Genomic DNA, 17,422 nt, shown 5'->3' on the forward strand with positions numbered 1-17,422 from the left:
GGCTCAGCCCTTTGCCTCGGCGAGTACCGCGCCGAGCGTGCGCTCGACCAGAGGAATCTTGAAGGCGTTCTGTTCGGTCGGCGTGGCGCCGGCCAGCAGCTGCGCCGTGAACGCCCTGGCACCTTGCGGCAGCGACGCCTCGGCCGCTTCCAGCCGCCACGGCTTGTGCGCTACGCCACCCACGGCCACCCGCCCCGTACCGTCCTTCTGTACCACCGCAGCGACGGACACCAGTGCAAACGCGTAGGACGCGCGGTCGCGTACCTTCTGATAGATGTGCGTGCCGCCGGGCGGCCGGGGCAGGGTCACGGCGGTGATCAACTCACCGGGCACCAGCGTGGTCTCGACCTGCGGCGTGCTGCCGGGCAGCGTGTGGAAATCCGCCATGGGGATCTGCCGGGTGGTGCCGTTGGGCTGCACGGTCTCGACGCGCGCATCCAGCGCGCGCATGGCCACGGCCATGTCGCTGGGGTGCGTGGCGATGCACGAGGCGCTGGCGCCTATCACCGCATGCGAACGGCTGAAGCCGCCGATGGCCGCGCAACCGCTGCCGGGCAGGCGCTTGTTGCAGGCCTGGTTGGTGTCGTAGAAATAGGGGCAGCGCGTACGCTGCAGCAGGTTGCCCGCGGTGGTGGCCTTGTTGCGCAGCTGGCCGGAGGCGCCGGCCACCAGCGCGCGGGTAAGCAGGGCGTAGTCGCGACGCACGCGGGCGTCCGCGGCCAGGTCGGTGTTGCGTACCAGCGCACCGATGCGCAGGCCGCCCTCCGGCGTGGCCGCGATGGCGGCCAGGTCCAGTCCGTTGACGTCGATGAGGTGCTCGGGCTGCTCGACCTCGATCTTCATCAGGTCGAGCAGGTTGGTGCCACCGGCGATGAAGCGGCTGTTGCGCTGGCGTACCGCGGCCGCCGCGGCGGCGGCCGGGCTGGTGGCGCGCTCGTAGGTAAAGGGTTTCATGCCTTGCTCCCGGCTACCTCGGCGATCGCCTCGACGATATTCGAATAGGCGCCACAGCGACAGATGTTGCCGCTCATGCGTTCGCGGATTTCCAGCGGGCTGGGCGTGGCGTGTACGCCCAGGTCGCCGCTGACATGGCTGGGGATGTCGTCGCGGATCTCGTCCAGCACCGCCACGGCGCTGCAGATCTGGCCCGGCGTGCAATAGCCGCACTGGTAACCGTCGTGCCTGACGAAGGCCGCCTGCATCGGATGCAGGGCCTGCGGCGTGCCCAGGCCCTCGATCGTGGTGACCCGGGCGCCTTCGTGCATCACCGCCAGGCTGAGGCAGCTGTTGATCCGGCGGCCGTCGACGATCACGGTGCAGGCACCGCACTGCCCGTGATCACAGCCCTTCTTCGTGCCGGTGAGGTGCATGTGCTCGCGCAAGGCATCCAGCAGCGTGGTGCGCGTGTCCAGGGTAAGCGTCTGCGGCTTGCCGTTGACGTGCAGGGTAACCGTGGCGGTCACCGGGGGACGCGGCGCGGCAGGAGCCGCGGCCTTGGCGACCAGCGGCGGCACGGCGCCGGCGGAGGCCGTCGCGGCACTCAGCTTGAGGAAGCCGCGACGGGAAATCTTCAGTGTGTCTATCGTGTCCACTTGGGTGGGCCTGTAGTCTGCGTCGATGCGATCGACCGGGATGGCCTGCCTTGCCCGCCGAGGGTCCGGCGGAAGGTAACGCGGGATTCATAGCAAGAATCAAAGGAAACGGTGTGTGGATTTCATGAATACGAAGTGCGACCCAGGTCTCACTTCACGCCCGCGGGTGTCCCACTCCTGTCATGGATCGTGGCAACAATACCCGGGCTCGCGAGCAGGGGAACTGCCATTCGCTTGGGGAACATCATGCAAAACCGCTTTTTGAGTGCCGTTGCCGTCGTCATCTTCGCCGTCGCCGGCACGGTGCATGCGTCCGATACCGCCTGCCCGCAGTTCTTCCAGGGCCAGCAGGCCCCGGACCTGATCGACACTTCGTTGGCCGAGCGCACCACCGTGGTGTGCAACGACGCCTATGCGCTGATCGCCTCCGGCGTGACCAAGGGTCCGCTGTGGTCCGCGGAGCACCTGACCGCCACGCAGATCGCCAGCGCGCAGAACACGCCGCGCAAGGACGCCTTCCATCCGGAAACGGCCATTCCCGCGGAAGATCGCTCGCAGCTGGCCGACTACAAGGGCAGCGGTTACGACCGCGGCCACATGACCCCGTCGGGTGACGAGCCCAACGCCACCGCGCAGCGCCAGAGCTTCTCGCTGGCCAACATGGTGCCGCAGGACCACCTGCTGAATACGGGCAAGTGGGAGCGCATCGAGACCAGCCTGCGCACGATGGTGACGAACGACGGCGAAGCCTGGGTCGTGACCGGCCCGGCCTTCGACGGCCCGACGCCCAGCACTATCGGCGCGGACGCAGTCATCGTACCGAACTACACCTGGAAGGCGGTTTACATTCCGGCGGAAGGTGGTGCGGCCGTGTGGCGCTGCAGCAATGTCGATGCGACGGTGTGCACGGTGATGTCGGTCAAGGCGATCACGGACGAGACCGGTATCGACCCGTTCCCGGCCCTGAGTGCCGCGATCAAGCAGAAAGCCATCTCGCTGCCGCTGCCGAACTGACGTTCGTCGGGGAAACGGCCGTACCGGCCTGCCTGGGCGATCCATCGATCCGCCCGGGCAGGCCAACACCCAAACGCTAGCGCAACTGGCTGTCCTTGCTGCCGCGCCGGTTGTAGCCGGTGGCCACGGCCTCGCCGCGGTCGGCCTTCTCCTGACAGGCCACGCACAGGCGAACCCCGGGGATGGCCTTGCGCCGACCCTCGGGGATCGGCGCATCGCATTCCTCGCAGTGCGTCAGGCTGGGCCCTTTCGGCAGATGGCTGCGCGCCCGCTTGACCGCATCCTCGACGGTGGCGTCGATCTGGTCCTGTACGGCGGTATCACCCGCCCAGCCGGTCGCCATGGCGATTCTCCTGTTCGGGGCGGTGTTGTGGATCACCGGAGCCGGTGGTGACCGGTTCCTCCGGTGCGCCGGGCGTGCGGTGCTGGGGGTCGCCCGAGCCGGTGGTGGGCTCGTCGTCGGGATCGCGCTGGTGCATGGCGGTGCTCCACGAGGCAGGACGCCCAGCAGACCACCTACCCCGTCAACAGCGCGTCCAGCCCGTCAGAAGCCCTTCTGCACCTGCACCCAGGCGCGGACATCGTGCGTCTGCGCGAGGATGGCCGGCCGCGCCCCGATCGGATGCGCCACATCGGCGCTGACCGACCACTGGTCGTCGCCCAGCCAGCGCAGGCCGAGGCCGGCATCCTGCATGTGCACGCTGTTGGTACCCGGCGCGAACGTATCCTTGTAAATCGACACGCGGCCGCCGTCGACGAAGGCCAGGGCCACCCAGTTGCCCGGCGCGCCAATGTTCAGCGTACGACGATACTCAAGGTTGACCATCTGTCCCTGAGTACCGGCGAGCGCACCGGTATCGTAGCCGCGCACGTTGTTCGCGCCGCCGAGATAGAACTGCTCGGCCGTGTCGACATTCCGGTTGGCCCACTGACCCTGGAAGCCGACGTACAGCGCGTTGTTCTCGGACAGCTGCTGCAACCGCGCGATGGAGAACGAATACTTCAGGTAATGACCCTTGGTCCGCGCACTCACCGCATCGACGAATTCGGCGAACGCGTCGTCGAAGCCGAGCATGCCGTAGGTGGCGGCCAGGTTGAAGTTGGTCACGCCGTGGGCGTCGCGCTGGTCGCCGGCAAGCGTCGCCGTCCAGCCCTGTGTGTGCCGCCGGGTCCGCACCGCGACCACGTCCACCATGTCGTTGAGACGGCGACGGTCGTAACCCAGCTGGCCGTACAGATTGCCCTGGGCGCTGCGGATGAAGGGGTGGCTGACGAACACGCTGGCCACCTGGGCCGTGCCATGCGCGTCGAGCACACGCAGGTCGCCCTTGAGCTTGTAATCGAGCGTGGACACGGCGGCACCGACCACGGTGCCCTGGCCGTTGAGCAGGTAGCGATACCCCACGCGCCCGTAATTCATGTTGGCGCCGGCGCTCAGCGCAGTCAGGTCCAGCACGTCGCCCTGGTGGAGCAGGCTGTTGACGCTGAACGTACCGGTGGCACGCACGCGGCCCGTGTAACGGTTGCCGTAGTCGTCCAGGGCCACCAGGCCGGTGTAGCGCGGCCGGTCATCGGTACGCACCGCCAGGTCGGAGGTACCCGGCTGGTCGCCGGGCCGCAGCACCGAGGTTTCCGTCACGCCGGGCACGTCGCCGAGCAGGAGCAGGCTGCGATCGAAACCGTGCGTGGAGATCGGCATGCCCGAGGTGAGCGGATCGAGCGTGGCCTGCAACGGTGCGTCGTGCGTGCGACTGTGGTTTTCCAGCGTGACCTTGCCCAGCCGCGCCTCCTGCACCGCGATGCGCACGGTGCCGCCGGACAACGTCTGCGCCGGCACATAGGCCACGCTCAGCGGGTAGCCTTTTTCGCGATAGGCGGCGGTGATCTTCGCCGCCAGCGCCTGCAGCTGGGACAGCGTGAGATCGCTGCCCTCACCGGTCGCTACCAGGGCATGCAGTTCGGCAGCGGGCAGCAGCGTGGCCCCGGTGACTTCGATGGTGGTGACGTGAAACGGGGCGCTGTCTGCGGTCGCCACGGCGGCGGCAGGCGCTACCTCGAGGCCGGTGTCGTTACCCCGGGCGGGCTGCGGCGCCGTGGGCACCTGCCGCAGCAGGTCGCCAGCCTGCGGTGCGCGGGACGACTGCGCATGAACGCCGCCGGTAAGGGCGAAGAGGATGCACGCGCCCAGGAGGTTCACGGTGCGAGAGGGAAGCAAAGCAGTGTTCATCGATTGACCGGTACGAAGGGGTTGAATGGGGTCGGCGGTGGCGATGCGATGCATCAGTGCATCGCATCCGCCGGCAGGCGCACGCCGCCTTCCACCACCTGGAGGGAAAGACCGGGCGTGAAATCCGCACGCTGCACGTTCTTCTCCACGGGCTGGCGCGTCTTCTTGTGGTTGCCCGAGTACTGGCCGACGGTGACATTGGAGGCCACGCCATACGGGGTGGCGATGGACTCCGGGTTCAGCACCGCATCGATCTGGGTCAGCGCAGTGGCGGACGCACCCTGCGACGCGTTCTGGTGGACGCTCGCCTGGGTCTGGGTGGTGGTGTTGAACGCGTAGTTGCCACCATCCGCGCCGCTTGCGGCGATATCGCTCACCTGCACCGACTTGCCAAGGCCGACTGTCGGATCGGCGAACGTCGCGCTGCCCGCCGCGAAGCCCACCTGGTCGCCCGGCAGGATGCCGTCGGCACTCAGGCGCACCGTGTCGTTGCGGCTGCCGTCGAAGAACTTGTCAGTCCCCTGCGCGGCCACCGTCACCGACCGCTTCACGATGCTGGCAGTGGTGAGCGGATTGAAGGACAGCACGTAGTTACCGGCGTCGCCACCGTCGATGCGCCCCGCCACGGTCACCGACTTGCCGTTAGCGGCGTTCTTGTCGACGAACTGGCCCAGCGTGGACAGGCGCACATCGTCACCCGCCACCACGCCACCCAGCGAACCGCGGGTGATGGCTGAGGCGTTGCCGTCGTACACCTTGTCGTCGGTCGTGACCGCCGCCGTGATGCCCAGCGGCGTCACCGTGGCGACGTCGCGGCCACCGGCCAGCGTGTAGTTGTCCGCCAGCGTAGCGCCGTTACCGGTCAGCGCCAGCGTGCCCAGCGATGCCAGCGGACGGTCGGTGGCCACGTTGCGACTGGCCAGCACACCGCTGCCGGAGAGCGTAAGCGACTCACCGGCGATGCCGTCGAGCACGCCACGCTCGCCGAACATGCCCGCGCCTGCGCCGGCGGTGCCGTCGTAAACACGGTTGCCGGACAGGTCGAGCACGACCTTGCGGATATCGGCCATGGTGGTCGTGTTGGCGGTGAGCGCGTAGTTGCCCGCGTCGGCACCGGTCAACTGCGCACCCACGTCGACACGCTTGCCGTTACCGGCATTCTTGTCGACGAACTGCCCCTGGGTCACCAGGCCCAGGTCGTCACCGGCCAGCGTGCCGCCGAAGGTGCCATGCGTCTGCGCGGCCGTGCCACCGTCATAGGTCTTGCCGTCGGCGGCGATGGTGCCGGTGATCGCCAGCGGCGTGATGTCGCCGGTCGTCACCGTCGCGGTGTTGATCGCGTAGTTGCCCGCGTCGGTTCCCGAGGCGGCGATGCCGTCCACCGTCACTGCCTTGCCGTTACCGACGTTCTTCGTGTCGTAACGCGTACTGGTGGCCGAGAAGGCGACCTGATCGCCCGACACGATACCCGTGGACGACAACGCGGCCGTCGCCAGCGTGTTGGCGTCATAGACCTTGGTGGAGCCGGTAGCGTCGACGACGATCTGCTTCGGCGTGATCGTGGCCGTGTGCGTGCCACCCAGCAGCGTGTAGTTGCCGGCGAGCGCGCTGCCGTTGCCCTGCAGGCCCAGCGTGCCCAGCGACGTCACCGCCTTCTGCGTGCCGACGTTCTTGTCGCCGACGGCACCGATGCCCGACAGGGTCAGCGTGTCGCCGTTGATCCCGGCCACCTGCGCGCCGGGCCCGAAGCTATCCGCCGCCACGGTAGTGGAGCCGTCGTAGATGCGCGTGCCCTGCAGGCTGATCACGTAGGGCGTAATGGACGCCGTGGTGGTGGAGGCCGCGTTCCAGAGGTAGTTGGCCGCATCGGCTCCGGATGCCGCGATGCCCGACGTGGTCACCGTCTTCCCCGTGGTCGCGTTGGCATCGCTGAAGCGGGCGCCCGTGCTGCTGAAGGTGACCACGTCGCCACCAAGTACGCCGGCCGGTGCCAGCACCGTGGTCGCGGTATCGGCGCCATCGTAGACCTTGTCCGCGGCGATCGTGTTCACCTGGATCGCCGCACGGGCGATCGATGCCGTCGTGGTGGCGTTGGAGGCGATCGTGTAATTGCCGAGATCGCCGCCGCCGAGCACACCGGACACCGTGACCGTCTTGCCGGTACCTGCGTTCTTGTCGGCGAAGCTGCCGCTCGTGCTGGTGTAGCGAAGATCGTCGCCGGCGACCACACCCGACAGGCTGCCGTGCGTGGTGGCCAGGGCCGTGGTGTCGTAGGTGCGGCCATCGGCGACGATGCTGCCGGTGATCGCCTTGGGCGTAATACTGGCCGTGTGCGTGCCGCCGACCAGGGTGTAGTTGGTCGCGATCGAGCCGCCGGTGCCGGCCAGCGCCAGCGTACCCAGCGACGTCAGCGGCCTGGTGTTGCCCACGTTCTTGTCGGCCACTGCACCGGTACCCGACAGCGCCAGCGCATCGCCGTTGAGGCCGAAGACCATGCCCTGGAAGGACAGCACCCCCGCGGCGATCGCGTTGGAGCCGTCGTACACGCGGCTACCGACGAGGTTGATGACCAGGGGCGTGATGTTGGCGGTGGTGGTCGAGGTGGCGTTCCAGGTGTAGTTGCCCGCGTCGGCGCCGCTGCCTGCGATACCGCCGGTGGTCACCGTCTTGCCGTTGGCGGCGTTGGCATCGCTGAAGCTGGCGCCGGTGCTGGTGAAGTCGACGACATCGCTGCCGAGCACACCGCTCTTGCCGAGCGAGGTGACGGCGCCGGACGTGCCGTCGTATACCTTGTTGCTGGCCGTGGTGCCGACGACGATGGCGGCCTTGGCGATCGATGCCGTCGTTGTCGTATTGGCCGTCACCACGTAGTTGTTGCGGTCGGCGCCGGTAAGCACGCCGGAGACATCGACCGTCTTGCCGGTGCCCGCGGCCTTGTCGAGGAAGCTTCCCGTCGTGGACGCATACGACAGGCTGTCGCCGGCAATCACGCCAGCCAGGCTGCCGTGCGTGGTGGCGTTCGTCGTCGTGTCGTAGGTGCGGCTGTCCGCCACGATGCTGCCGGCAATGGCCTTCGGCGTAATGGTGGCCGTGGTGGTAGCGGTGGTGTTGACGGTGTAGTTGGCCGCGTCGGTCCCCGATGCGGAGATGCCGCCGACCGACACGGTCTTGCCGACGCTTGCGTTCTTGTCGCCGAACAGCGCCGTGCCGTACGCGAAGTTCACCGTATCGCCGCCGAACACGCCGCCGGAAGCCAGGGTAACCGTCGCATTGAGGCTGGCATCGTAGACCTTGTCCACCCCCGTGGCCGCCACTGTGAGCGCATACGGCGTGATGGTGAGGCGATCCACACCGCCGGTCAGCGTGTAGTTGCCGGCGCTGGCACCGCCGTTACCGGTCAGCGCGAGGGTGCCTAGCGACAACGTACCCGTGCCATTGGCGGCCAGGTTGTACGTGCCCACGTTCTTCGCATGGGTTACGCCGCTGCCGCTCAACGTCAGCGTCTCACCATTGGCACCAGTCACTACACCGCTGCTTCCGAACAACGAGGCCGCCGCGGTGGTGGTGCTGTCATAGACACGGGTACCGGTCAGGCCGATGACGAACGGCGTGATATTCGCGGCCGTCGTGGTCGAGGTGTTGGACAGGGTGTAATTGGCCGCATCGCTTCCGTTCGCGACGATACCGGTCAGTGACACCGTCTTGCCCGTGCCTGCGTCCTTGCTGTCGAAGACGTTGGTGCCGGCGCTGAAACTGACGTTGTCGTTGGCAGCGAGGTCGTTGCTGTACAGCGTCGCGGCGGAGGCGGTGGTACCGTCGTACACCTTGGTGACGCCCGTCGCGGCCACGGCGATCGCCTTGGCCGTGATGTCGGCACGCACGGTGGTCGGCTGCGAGACGGTGTAGTTGCCCATGTCACCGCCAGCGAGGCCAATGGCGGTGGTCACGGCCTTATTCGTGCCGACGTTCTTCGTGTCGAACGTACCCAGCCCCGTGTTGGTCATGCTGACATCGTCGCTGCCGAGCACGCCGTCCAGGTGCGAGCCCTGCAGGGCCGCGTTACGGTTGCCGTCGTAGATCTTGCTCGTCGCCGTCGTGCCGCTGACGGTCAGTGCCGCCTTGCTCACGGTGTAGCGGTCGACGCCGCCGGCCAGCGTGTAGTTGGAGGCGAGGCCGGCATTGTCGGCAAGCGTCAGTCCGCTGTTATCGAAACCGGCCCCGTTGCGGTACACACCCACGTTCTTGCTGTTCAGCGCGCCAGCGCCGCCCAGTACCAGCGACTCGCCCGCCACCAGGTTGCCGAGTGCCAGGGTGCCCGCGGCCGCGGTCGTACCGGCGTCGTACACGCGGCTGCCGGTCAGCGTGAGCACGCGCGGCGTGATGTCGGCCGTGGTGGTCGCGGAGGTGTTGCCCAGCGTGTAGTTGCCGGCGTCGCCGCCGCCGGCGGTGATGCCGGACACGGTGACGGTGCGACCGTTGGCTACGTCCTTGCCATCGAAGGTGCTGGAGCTGCTGCCGAAGGTCACGCTGTCGCCGGCAACCACGCCGGACGAGGCCAGCGCCGTCGTCGCCGCGGTGCCGCCGTCGTACTGCTTGTTCTGCGCGGTGGCCGTGGCCGTGATGCTCTTGAGCGTGATCGCTGCCGAGATCCCGGTGGGCTGTATCACGACGTAGTTGGCGGCGTCGCTGCCGGTGACCTGCATGGCGGTGGTGACGTTGCGCGTGCCGACGTTCTTGCTGGCGAACGTGCCTGTCGCCGTGGTCGCGCCATCAAGGCTCACGGTGTCACTGCCGAGCACACCGGCCAGCTGTGCACCGCTGAGCTGCGCCAAGGTGTTGCCGTCGTACACCTTGTCCGCCGCGGTGGTATTGATGACGGTGAGCGCGGCCGGGGTGATCGTCACCCAATCGATGCCGCCGGCCAGCGTGTAGTTGCTGGCGGTGCTGCCACCGTTACCGCCCAGTGCCAGCGTGCCGAAGTCGGCGAACGCGCGCTGCGCGCCCACGTTCTTCGTCACCAGGTTGCCGGAGCCGGTCAGCGTCAGTGTCTCGCCGTTGACGCCGGCCACGGTGCCGCCGCTGGTGAACAGCGACGCATCGGCATGCACGGTGGCGTTGTAGACGCGCGTACCCATGAGGTTGACGATGAACGGCGTGATCGTGCCCCGCGTGCCGCTGGCGGCGGTGGGCAGGCTGTAGTTGGCCAGGTTGGTGTTGCTGCCGGCGACGAAGTCCGAGACCGAGAGCGTGGAGCTCAGGCCGACATTGCTGCCTGCGTTCACGTCGAGGTAGTTCGCCGTCGACGACTGCGGAATGGTCGCGCTCTGCATGCCGACGAAACCATTAAGCGTGTAGTCGGAAGCAAGCAGCGTGACGGAATTCGAACCGTCGTACGGCTTGGTCGGGTTACCAGTGATCGACGCGGTCACCGTGCGCTTGGCGATATCGGCAGTCAGACCACCGACCTGGTCCACGCGGTAATTGGCGGAACGGCTACCGCTCAGCCCCAGCCCGGAGACGGTGACCGCCTGACCCGAGATGGCGTTCGCCGAGCGCACGCTGCCGCCGGCGCTGGAGGTATCCAGCGCCACGTTGCCCGCGTCGCTGGCGAACACACCGTGCAGGGCCGCGTTGCTCGTATCCAGGCCGATCGCGGTCGTGGCGTCGTAGACCTTGTTGACGGCCGAGACACCGCTGATCGACAGCGTATACGGACTGATGGTGGCGGTAAGGCCGGTCAACGGCTGCAACGCATAGTTGCCCGCTTCGCTGCCGGAGATCGAGAAGCCGCTCGGCGTTACGGCGATGCCGGTACCGGCATCGCCGGTGGCGAAGGTGCCGGTGGTGCCCTTGGCCAGCGTGACCTTGCCGGTATCGGTGTCGGTGGAGACCAGACCCAGCAGCGATGCCCCGGCACTATTGAGCGTGGCCGCGGCGGTCGTGTCGTAGGTCTTGTTCTGCGCCGATACACCCAGGATGTACAGCGGCGCAGCCGTGATCGATCCCGGGCCTTCGGCGGTGAAGTCCAGCGTGTAGTTGGACAGGTCCGTACCCGCGTTGGCCAGATAGGACGTGGTCGCCATCTGCGCCGTGATGGTTTTTCCGGTGCCTACGTTCTTCGTATCGAACGCGACCAGCTTGGACGGCACGATCTGTGCGCCTTCGTTGTTGGCGAAACCGGAGATGGCGTAATCCGTGGCCGCCAGCGACATGTACGTGGTGCCGTTGTAGACCTTGGTCGGCGTGTTGATGATCGCCGCGGTCAGCTGCGCCGGGGTGATCTCGCCCGTGCCGTACGCCGAGGTCGGCAGCGGCGTGTAGTTGGACAAGCTGGTGCCGCCGTACGGGGTGTAGTCGCTGTCGGCCAGCGACACCGACACCGGCTGCTTGCCGACGTTCTTGCTGGCGTAGGTACCCGTGGTCTTGGTGATGTAGACGCCTTCGCCGGGCGCGAACGCTTTGGAGGAATCGTTCACCGTGAGGGTGTAATCGCCACTGCTGTTGGCGCTGCCGGCGATCAGGGTGGCAACGGTGGTGCCGTCGTAGGCCCGGGTCGGGTGCCCGCTGATCACCACCGACAGCGCACCCAGGTCGCGCGGGGTGATCGTGCCGTAGCCGCTGATGCTGGTCGGCAGCACATAGTTGGAGAGCAGCGTGCCGCCCGTGGCGGCGAAGTCGCCGCTACCCACGGTGGCCGTGACGCCGCGCGTGCCTACGTCCTTGTCGCTGTAGGTGCCGGCGGTCTGCGTCACCGTGGCGCCTTCGCCGGCGATGAACCCGTAGACCCGGTAGTTGTTCGTGTCGAGCGTCGCCGCCGTGGTGCCGTCGTACTGCTTCGCGGGGTTGCCGACGATGGTCCAGGTCAGCGGTGCCTGCGCGATGCTGCCGGCACCGACGACGGTGCTGTCGAAGGTGTAGTTGGACAGCGACGCGCCGTTGCCCAGCGTGAAGTCGGACCCTTCGAGCCATGCGGTGACCGTGCGCGCACCGGCGTTGGCGCTATCGTAGGACGCCGACGATGCCTGCTTCACGCTGGCGGTCTCGCCCCCCTGAAGCCCGGCCACCTGCACATTGCTCTCGGCGAGGTTGGCGGTGGTGGTGCCGTTGTAGGTACGCGTGGGGTTGTTGACGATGGACAGGTCGAGGCGGCGCGGCGTGATGTCCGCCGTCAGGCCGGCGGGCTGGGTGAGGGTGTAGTTGCCCAGGCTGTTGCCGGCCAGCGAGAAACCGCTCGCGGCCACGGCGATGCCGGTGCCGACGTTCTTCGTGGCAAAGTTGCCGGTGGCACCGGTGGTCACCAGCGAGATGGCGCCCTGGTCGGCGGCCACCAGGTTCATCAGCTGCGGGTTGGCGAGCGCAAGCGCCGCCGAGGTCGTCGCGTCGTACGCCTTGCCCGTGGCCGACACGCCCTGGATTGTCAGGGTGCGCGGCGTGATCGCCGCAGTGATGTCCGTCGGCAGCACAAGGTCGTAGTTGGAGGCCTTGTTGCCGGCCAGCCGGAAGCCGATGGCTCCCACCGCCTTGCCGTTGCCGACGTTGGCATCGGCAAACGCGCCGCTGCCGGCGGCGGTATCGAGCGTGGCATCCGCCGTGTCACCCGAGATCACACCGAAAATGGTGGCGTGCGAGATGTCGAGCGTGTCGGCCGTGCTGCCGTCGTAGGTCTTGTCGGTGCCGATCAGGCCGGACAGCTGGACCTTGGCCTTGTTGATCGTACCCATGCCCGTGGCGACGCTGGGCAGCACGTAGTTGGACAGCTTCGTGCCGTTGGCGGCCACGAAATTGGAGGCCACGAAGTTGGCGGTGACGTTGGTGGCGCCGGCGCTGGCCGCGTCGTAGGCCACGCTGTTGGGCTGGCTGAAGCTGATGCCCTCGCCCGACACCAGTCCGCTGGTCTGGTAGTTGCCGGCCACCAGCGTCGCGGTGCGCGTGCCGTTGTACGTCTTGGTCGGGTTGTTGACGATGGCGATGCCGAGCTGTCGCGGATCGATGACGCCGATGGCGGCGGTCTGTCCGGTGCCGGTCACGGTGTACCCATAGACGGGCACCGCACCCGTGGCGTCGGTGAACGTATAGGCCGAGGTGGCCGAGGGTGCAGTCACCTGGATGCCGCTGGCCGCATCCTTGCCGGCGTAAGTGCCGCTCACGACAGCCATCGTGTTGCCGTCGACGAGGCCGGTCTTGCTGAAGTTGGCATCGGCCAGCGACGCGGACGTCGTGCCGTCGTAGGTTTTCTCCACCGTACCGGTCAGGCCGGTGATCGCCACGGTGGGCGCCAGCGCGTAGAGGAAACCGTTGCCCGCGCCCTGCACCGTGGTGCCGGGTGTCGCGTTGTACTGGATGAACTGCGGCGTGAGGCCGCCGCGGGTGTCCGTCGACGGGCTGGCGGAGTAGACGCGCCACGTGCCGGAGGCCGAGGAGAGCGCGGCGGAGCCCGCGTTGTTGACGAAGTTGTTCGCGGCCGTGAGCGTGACGCCCGCGCCACCGGCGATCGTGCCCGAGCTGCCCAGCGTGATGTTGCCGTTGCCGCCGTTGCCGTTGGCCTTGATGACCACGGTGCCCGCGCCGGTGATCGCGCTGTTGACGTTCACCGCGCGGTACGCGTCCAGCGTGAGCGTGGCCGAGGCGTTATTCCAGCTGATCGGGGCGTTGACGGTGATGTCACCGGCACCGGAGGCGTTCTGCACGCCGGCGCCGCTGGCACCCGTGGCGGTGGTCTGCTCGGTGACGCTGGTGCCGCCGTTGAGGGTGCTGGCTATCGTGCCGGCTGCCGTGCTGTCGATGGTCAGGTCGTACGGATCGACCAGCCACGCGCCCGCGGTGCCCTTGGGCGCGGCGGCGGTGATGGTGGCCGCGCCGATGTGGGCGAAGGCGCCGGACGTCTCGATGCTGCCGCCGTCGCCGCCGTGCGGGGCGCTGGCGTCCAACGTGCCGGCCACCTCGACATGGCCGGCGGCCATACCGCCCAGCAGGACGATCTGGCCGTGGCGGTTCTCGACCGTCTGCGCGCGTACCACGCCGGTGTTGTTCACCGTGCTGGCCAGCAGCGAATCCGCCGCGCCGGCGGTCATGAACACCCGGCCGCCATCGGCCTGCACCAGCTGGCGGTTTTCCACCAGGTTATCCAGCGTGCTGCGGTCCACCTGCAGGTGCATCAGGCGGCTGCCGTCGAAGGTCAGGGTCACGGCGCTGCCACCACCCATGGCCACCGTACCCAGCTGCGCCGACACCGTCCCCTGGTTGGAGACGGTATTGCCCAGCAGGGCGATGTAACCACCGCTGGCAGCACGCAGGCTGCCCTTGTTGACGATGCTGCCCTTGCCGTCGCCGCTGAAACGGCGCAACGAGGTTCCGGGAGCGTCGTCGGAGGTGTCGAGCGTGGAGGCCACCAGGCCGCCCACGTTCACCTGCGCGCCTTCCCCGAACAGCACGCCGTTGGGATTGATCAGCCACACCTGCCCGTTGGCGTTGAGGTGGCCGTAGATGTCGGACGCCTTGTTGCCGAGGATCCGGTTCACCGCGATGGCATCGCGGCCCGGCTGCACGAAGTTGACTGTTTCGTTCGCGCCGATGTCGAAGCTCTGCCAGTTCAGCGACAAGCGCTGGCTGGTCTGGTTGACTGTCGTGACCGCGCCGTCCTGGTGGATCACACCGGTACCCGCTGCCACCTGGCCGCCCGTCTGGCCGGCATGCGCCACGCCGGCGCCCAGCGCCAGGGCGATGGCCAGGGCGATCGACGACGCTCGCGGACCGATTGTCCGGGTCGTCGTACCCGGCACGGCGGGGCGGCTGCCACGAGCGAGCTCACTGGCGGCCACCCATTGCGAGGTGGCGACGTTCCAGCACAGGCGATAGATACGATTCATTTCGGGCAACCTTGGTTTCGGGGCGCATGCACACGCAGGGGCGCACCCGGCAAGGAAGCCGAGCAGAACGACGGATATCCGGGAGCCCCCCTGGACTCGGCGCGGCTCGTTCGAACGAGTCAGCGCCTTTGCGGCAATATTAAGTTACGAATGTGATCCACGTCACAAATAAATTGTGAAGGCATCCAAAAGCCAGGATTTATACCCGGATCAAAACCACAGGCGGATGCCGGCCACCCATCGTCGATCGGTGACACGACGCCCCTGGCCGGCGGCTAGATCCGCCGTGCCGCCCGTCAGGTGTTCCCAGGCGATGCCGACGTAAGGCGCCACCGAGCGGCGGATTTCGTAGCGGAGCCGCAGGCCTGCTTCGACACCCGACACGCCCGCGCGGATACCGCGAGCCTTGTCATCCTTGCCGTACGCGTTCACTTCGATCTCGGGCTGCAGGATCAGCCGCTGGGTGAACAACAGTTCGTATTCCGCGCGTAAGCGTGCGGCCGTGCGCCCGCCGGGGCCCGCGTAGGCGGTGGCCTCGATCTCGAACCAGTACGGGGCGAGTCCCTGCACACCCGCAGCCAGCCAGTTACGCTCCGGTCCCGCCCCGATATCGTGACGGACGCCCAGTTGGGCATCCCAGAAGGCGGCTACCGCGTGGCTCCACGCGAGCGTGGCGTCGCCGCTGGTGGAACCGTCGGCGCGATCGCCCTCGCTGCGAAAGGCCAGCTTGTCGCGGTCGTTGCCGTACCAGCCCTGGGCCTCCCACGACTGCCCATGCGCGCCCTGGCCCGCGAACGATTCCAGGCGGTCCAGCAGCAGCGTGCCCGCGGACGCGTTATCGTCCATGTCCATCATCGACATGCCATGCGCGGACATCGGCGCTACCTCGTCGGACCAGTCGCCGCTACGCGCGGTGGCCGGCGCGCTACCGCCCTGCATCGAGCCCATCGACATGTCGCCCATGCTCGATTGCGCCTGGACCAGGCACGGGGCGAGGGCGAGCAGCGACCCCACGATCCACCGCGTCACGAGACCACCACCTCGCGGAACATGCCCGCCTCCATGTGGTAAAGCATGTGGCAGTGGAACGCCCAGCGCCCCGGGTTGTCCGCCGTGACGGCATAGCTGACCTGTTGCGCCGGCTGCACGTTGACGGTGTGCTTGCGCACCTGGAAGGTGCCCGAGGGCGATTCGAGCTCGCTCCACATGCCGTGCAGGTGGATCGGGTGATTCATCATCGTGTCGTTGACCAGCGTGACGCGCAGTCGCTCGCCGGCGCGAAAGTGCACCGGCCTTGCCGCGGAGTACGGCAGCCCGTCGAACGACCACGTGTAGCGTTCCATGTTGCCGGTAAGGTGCAGCTCGATGCTGCGCCCGGGCTCGCGCGTATCCAGCGCACCACCGAGCGTATGCAGGTCGGCATAGGTCAGCACGCGATGGGAACGCTCGCGCAGGCCGACACCGGGATCGTCGAGGTTGGTGCGCGGCATGTCCACCCGCATGTCCACACCCGGGCCGTACTCGGACCGCGCGTGCTCGGCCATGACCATGTCGCCGCCCTGGTCGGCGTCGTCCGCCATGGCGCCCATCATGTCGCGCATGGCCAGCCGGGGCCGGGGGTCCAGCGGCGGCACCGGTGCGATCATGCCCTGGCGCGGCGCCAGGGTGGCGCGCGCGTAGCCGGAGCGGTCGATGGACTGCGCCACGATGGTGTACGCGCGATCATCCGTGGGCGTGACGATGACATCATAGGTCTCGGCCGCCGAGAGGCGCAGCTCGTCCACCTCGACCGGCACCACGTCTTGCCCGTCGGCAGCGACCACGCGCAGGCGCAGCCCCGGGATGCGCAGGTCGAAGATGGAGTTGGACGACCCGTTGACGACACGCAGGCGCACGCGCTCACCGGGGGTGAACAGGCCGGTCCAGTTGGCGGCGGGCGGCGCACCGTTGATCAGGTAGGTGTAGGTGGCGCCGGAGACATCCGCCAGGTCCGTCATGTTCATGCGCATGCGGTTCCACATGCGGCGCAGGGCCATGGCATCGCCGAAACCCTTCTCGCGCGCGTCGCGCAGGAAGTCGCCCACCGTGGGGCGACCGGTGTTGTAGACGTCGCTGCGCGTGCGCAGTTTCGCGTAGACCCGCTCCGGGTCTTCGTCGGTCCAGTCGCTGATCAGCAGGACGTGGTCGCGCTCGGCCGCATGGCGTTCGCCGTCCCTGGGTGCGATGACGATGGCACCGTACAGTCCGCTCTGTTCCTGGAAGCGGCTGTGCGAGTGGTACCAGTAGGTGCCCGACTGTTTCAGCGGAAAGCGGTAGGTGAAGCTGCCGCCCGCGGGAATGCCGTCGTAGCTCAGGCCCGGCACGCCGTCCTGGTCGGCCGGCACGACCAGGCCGTGCCAGTGGATGGACGTCACGACGTCCAGCCGGTTGTGCACGCGCAGCTGCACCGTGTCGCCTTCTTTCCAGTACAGGGTAGGGCCGGGCACGCCGCCATTGACGGTGACGGCGCGACGCGCGCGGCCGGTGAAGTCCACCGCCGCCTCGCGCACGTCAAGATCCATCGTGCTGCCGCGTAGCGGCGCCACCGGTGCCATTGCGCGGGTGGCGGATACGGGCCGAACGATGCCGGCACCTAAACCGATGCCGGCGACGGTCAGCCCCTGCACGAAACGGCGGCGGGGCAGGTGCACGGCGGGAGCAGCGGGACGGCGCATGGGCGGGGG

9 protein-coding genes are annotated in these 17,422 nt (G+C 67.9%); 1 reads left to right on the top strand and 8 read right to left on the bottom strand.

Translation table 11 applies throughout. From position 1 onward, the window contains the following. Positions 1 to 3: 3 nt before the first annotated feature. Positions 4 to 954, bottom strand: coding sequence for a xanthine dehydrogenase family protein subunit M (locus QRN34_RS07060; RefSeq protein ID WP_285403292.1), 951 nt, complete (start codon positions 952 to 954; stop codon positions 4 to 6). Next, positions 951 to 1,583, bottom strand: a complete 633-nt coding sequence (paoA, locus tag QRN34_RS07065; RefSeq protein ID WP_285403487.1) for an aldehyde dehydrogenase iron-sulfur subunit PaoA — start codon at positions 1,581 to 1,583, stop codon at positions 951 to 953. Before paoA ends, QRN34_RS07060 begins: the two co-directional genes overlap by 4 nt. Before the next feature lie 255 nt (positions 1,584 to 1,838). Here paoA and QRN34_RS07070 point away from each other — a divergent pair, with 255 nt between their 5' ends. Then, the gene (locus tag QRN34_RS07070; RefSeq protein ID WP_285403294.1) at positions 1,839 to 2,606 is read left to right on the top strand and encodes a DNA/RNA non-specific endonuclease; all 768 of its coding nucleotides are present in this window, start codon (positions 1,839 to 1,841) and stop codon (positions 2,604 to 2,606) included. Between the two features lie 76 nt (positions 2,607 to 2,682). Here QRN34_RS07070 and QRN34_RS07075 read toward each other — a convergent pair whose 3' ends face one another. From QRN34_RS07075 to QRN34_RS07100, 6 genes are all read right to left on the bottom strand, one after another. Next, on the bottom strand, positions 2,683 to 2,949 hold the full coding sequence (locus tag QRN34_RS07075) for a DksA/TraR family C4-type zinc finger protein (protein WP_285403296.1): 267 nt from the start codon (positions 2,947 to 2,949) through the stop codon (positions 2,683 to 2,685). After that, positions 2,927 to 3,085, bottom strand: a complete 159-nt coding sequence (locus tag QRN34_RS07080) for a hypothetical protein (RefSeq protein WP_285403298.1) — start codon at positions 3,083 to 3,085, stop codon at positions 2,927 to 2,929. The genes QRN34_RS07075 and QRN34_RS07080 overlap by 23 nt, the downstream gene beginning before the upstream one ends. A 65-nt stretch (positions 3,086 to 3,150) precedes the next feature. Then, on the bottom strand, positions 3,151 to 4,833 hold the full coding sequence (locus QRN34_RS07085) for a ShlB/FhaC/HecB family hemolysin secretion/activation protein (RefSeq protein ID WP_285403300.1): 1,683 nt from the start codon (positions 4,831 to 4,833) through the stop codon (positions 3,151 to 3,153). Between the two features lie 53 nt (positions 4,834 to 4,886). Next, positions 4,887 to 14,699, bottom strand: a complete 9,813-nt coding sequence (locus tag QRN34_RS07090; protein ID WP_285403302.1) for a YDG domain-containing protein — start codon at positions 14,697 to 14,699, stop codon at positions 4,887 to 4,889. A 210-nt stretch (positions 14,700 to 14,909) separates the two neighbouring features. Continuing rightward, entirely contained in the window at positions 14,910 to 15,728 is an 819-nt protein-coding gene (locus QRN34_RS07095; RefSeq protein WP_285403304.1) for a copper resistance protein B, read from the bottom strand. Next, positions 15,725 to 17,413 carry a copper resistance system multicopper oxidase gene (locus QRN34_RS07100; protein WP_285403306.1) on the bottom strand — a complete coding sequence of 563 codons (1,689 nt, stop codon included), beginning with the start codon at positions 17,411 to 17,413 and terminating at the stop codon, positions 15,725 to 15,727. The genes QRN34_RS07095 and QRN34_RS07100 overlap by 4 nt, the downstream gene beginning before the upstream one ends. Positions 17,414 to 17,422: the final 9 nt, after the last annotated feature.

Origin of the sequence: Luteibacter sp. ME-Dv--P-043b, from assembly GCF_030209605.1 — a bacterium.
Taxonomy (GTDB): domain Bacteria; phylum Pseudomonadota; class Gammaproteobacteria; order Xanthomonadales; family Rhodanobacteraceae; genus Luteibacter.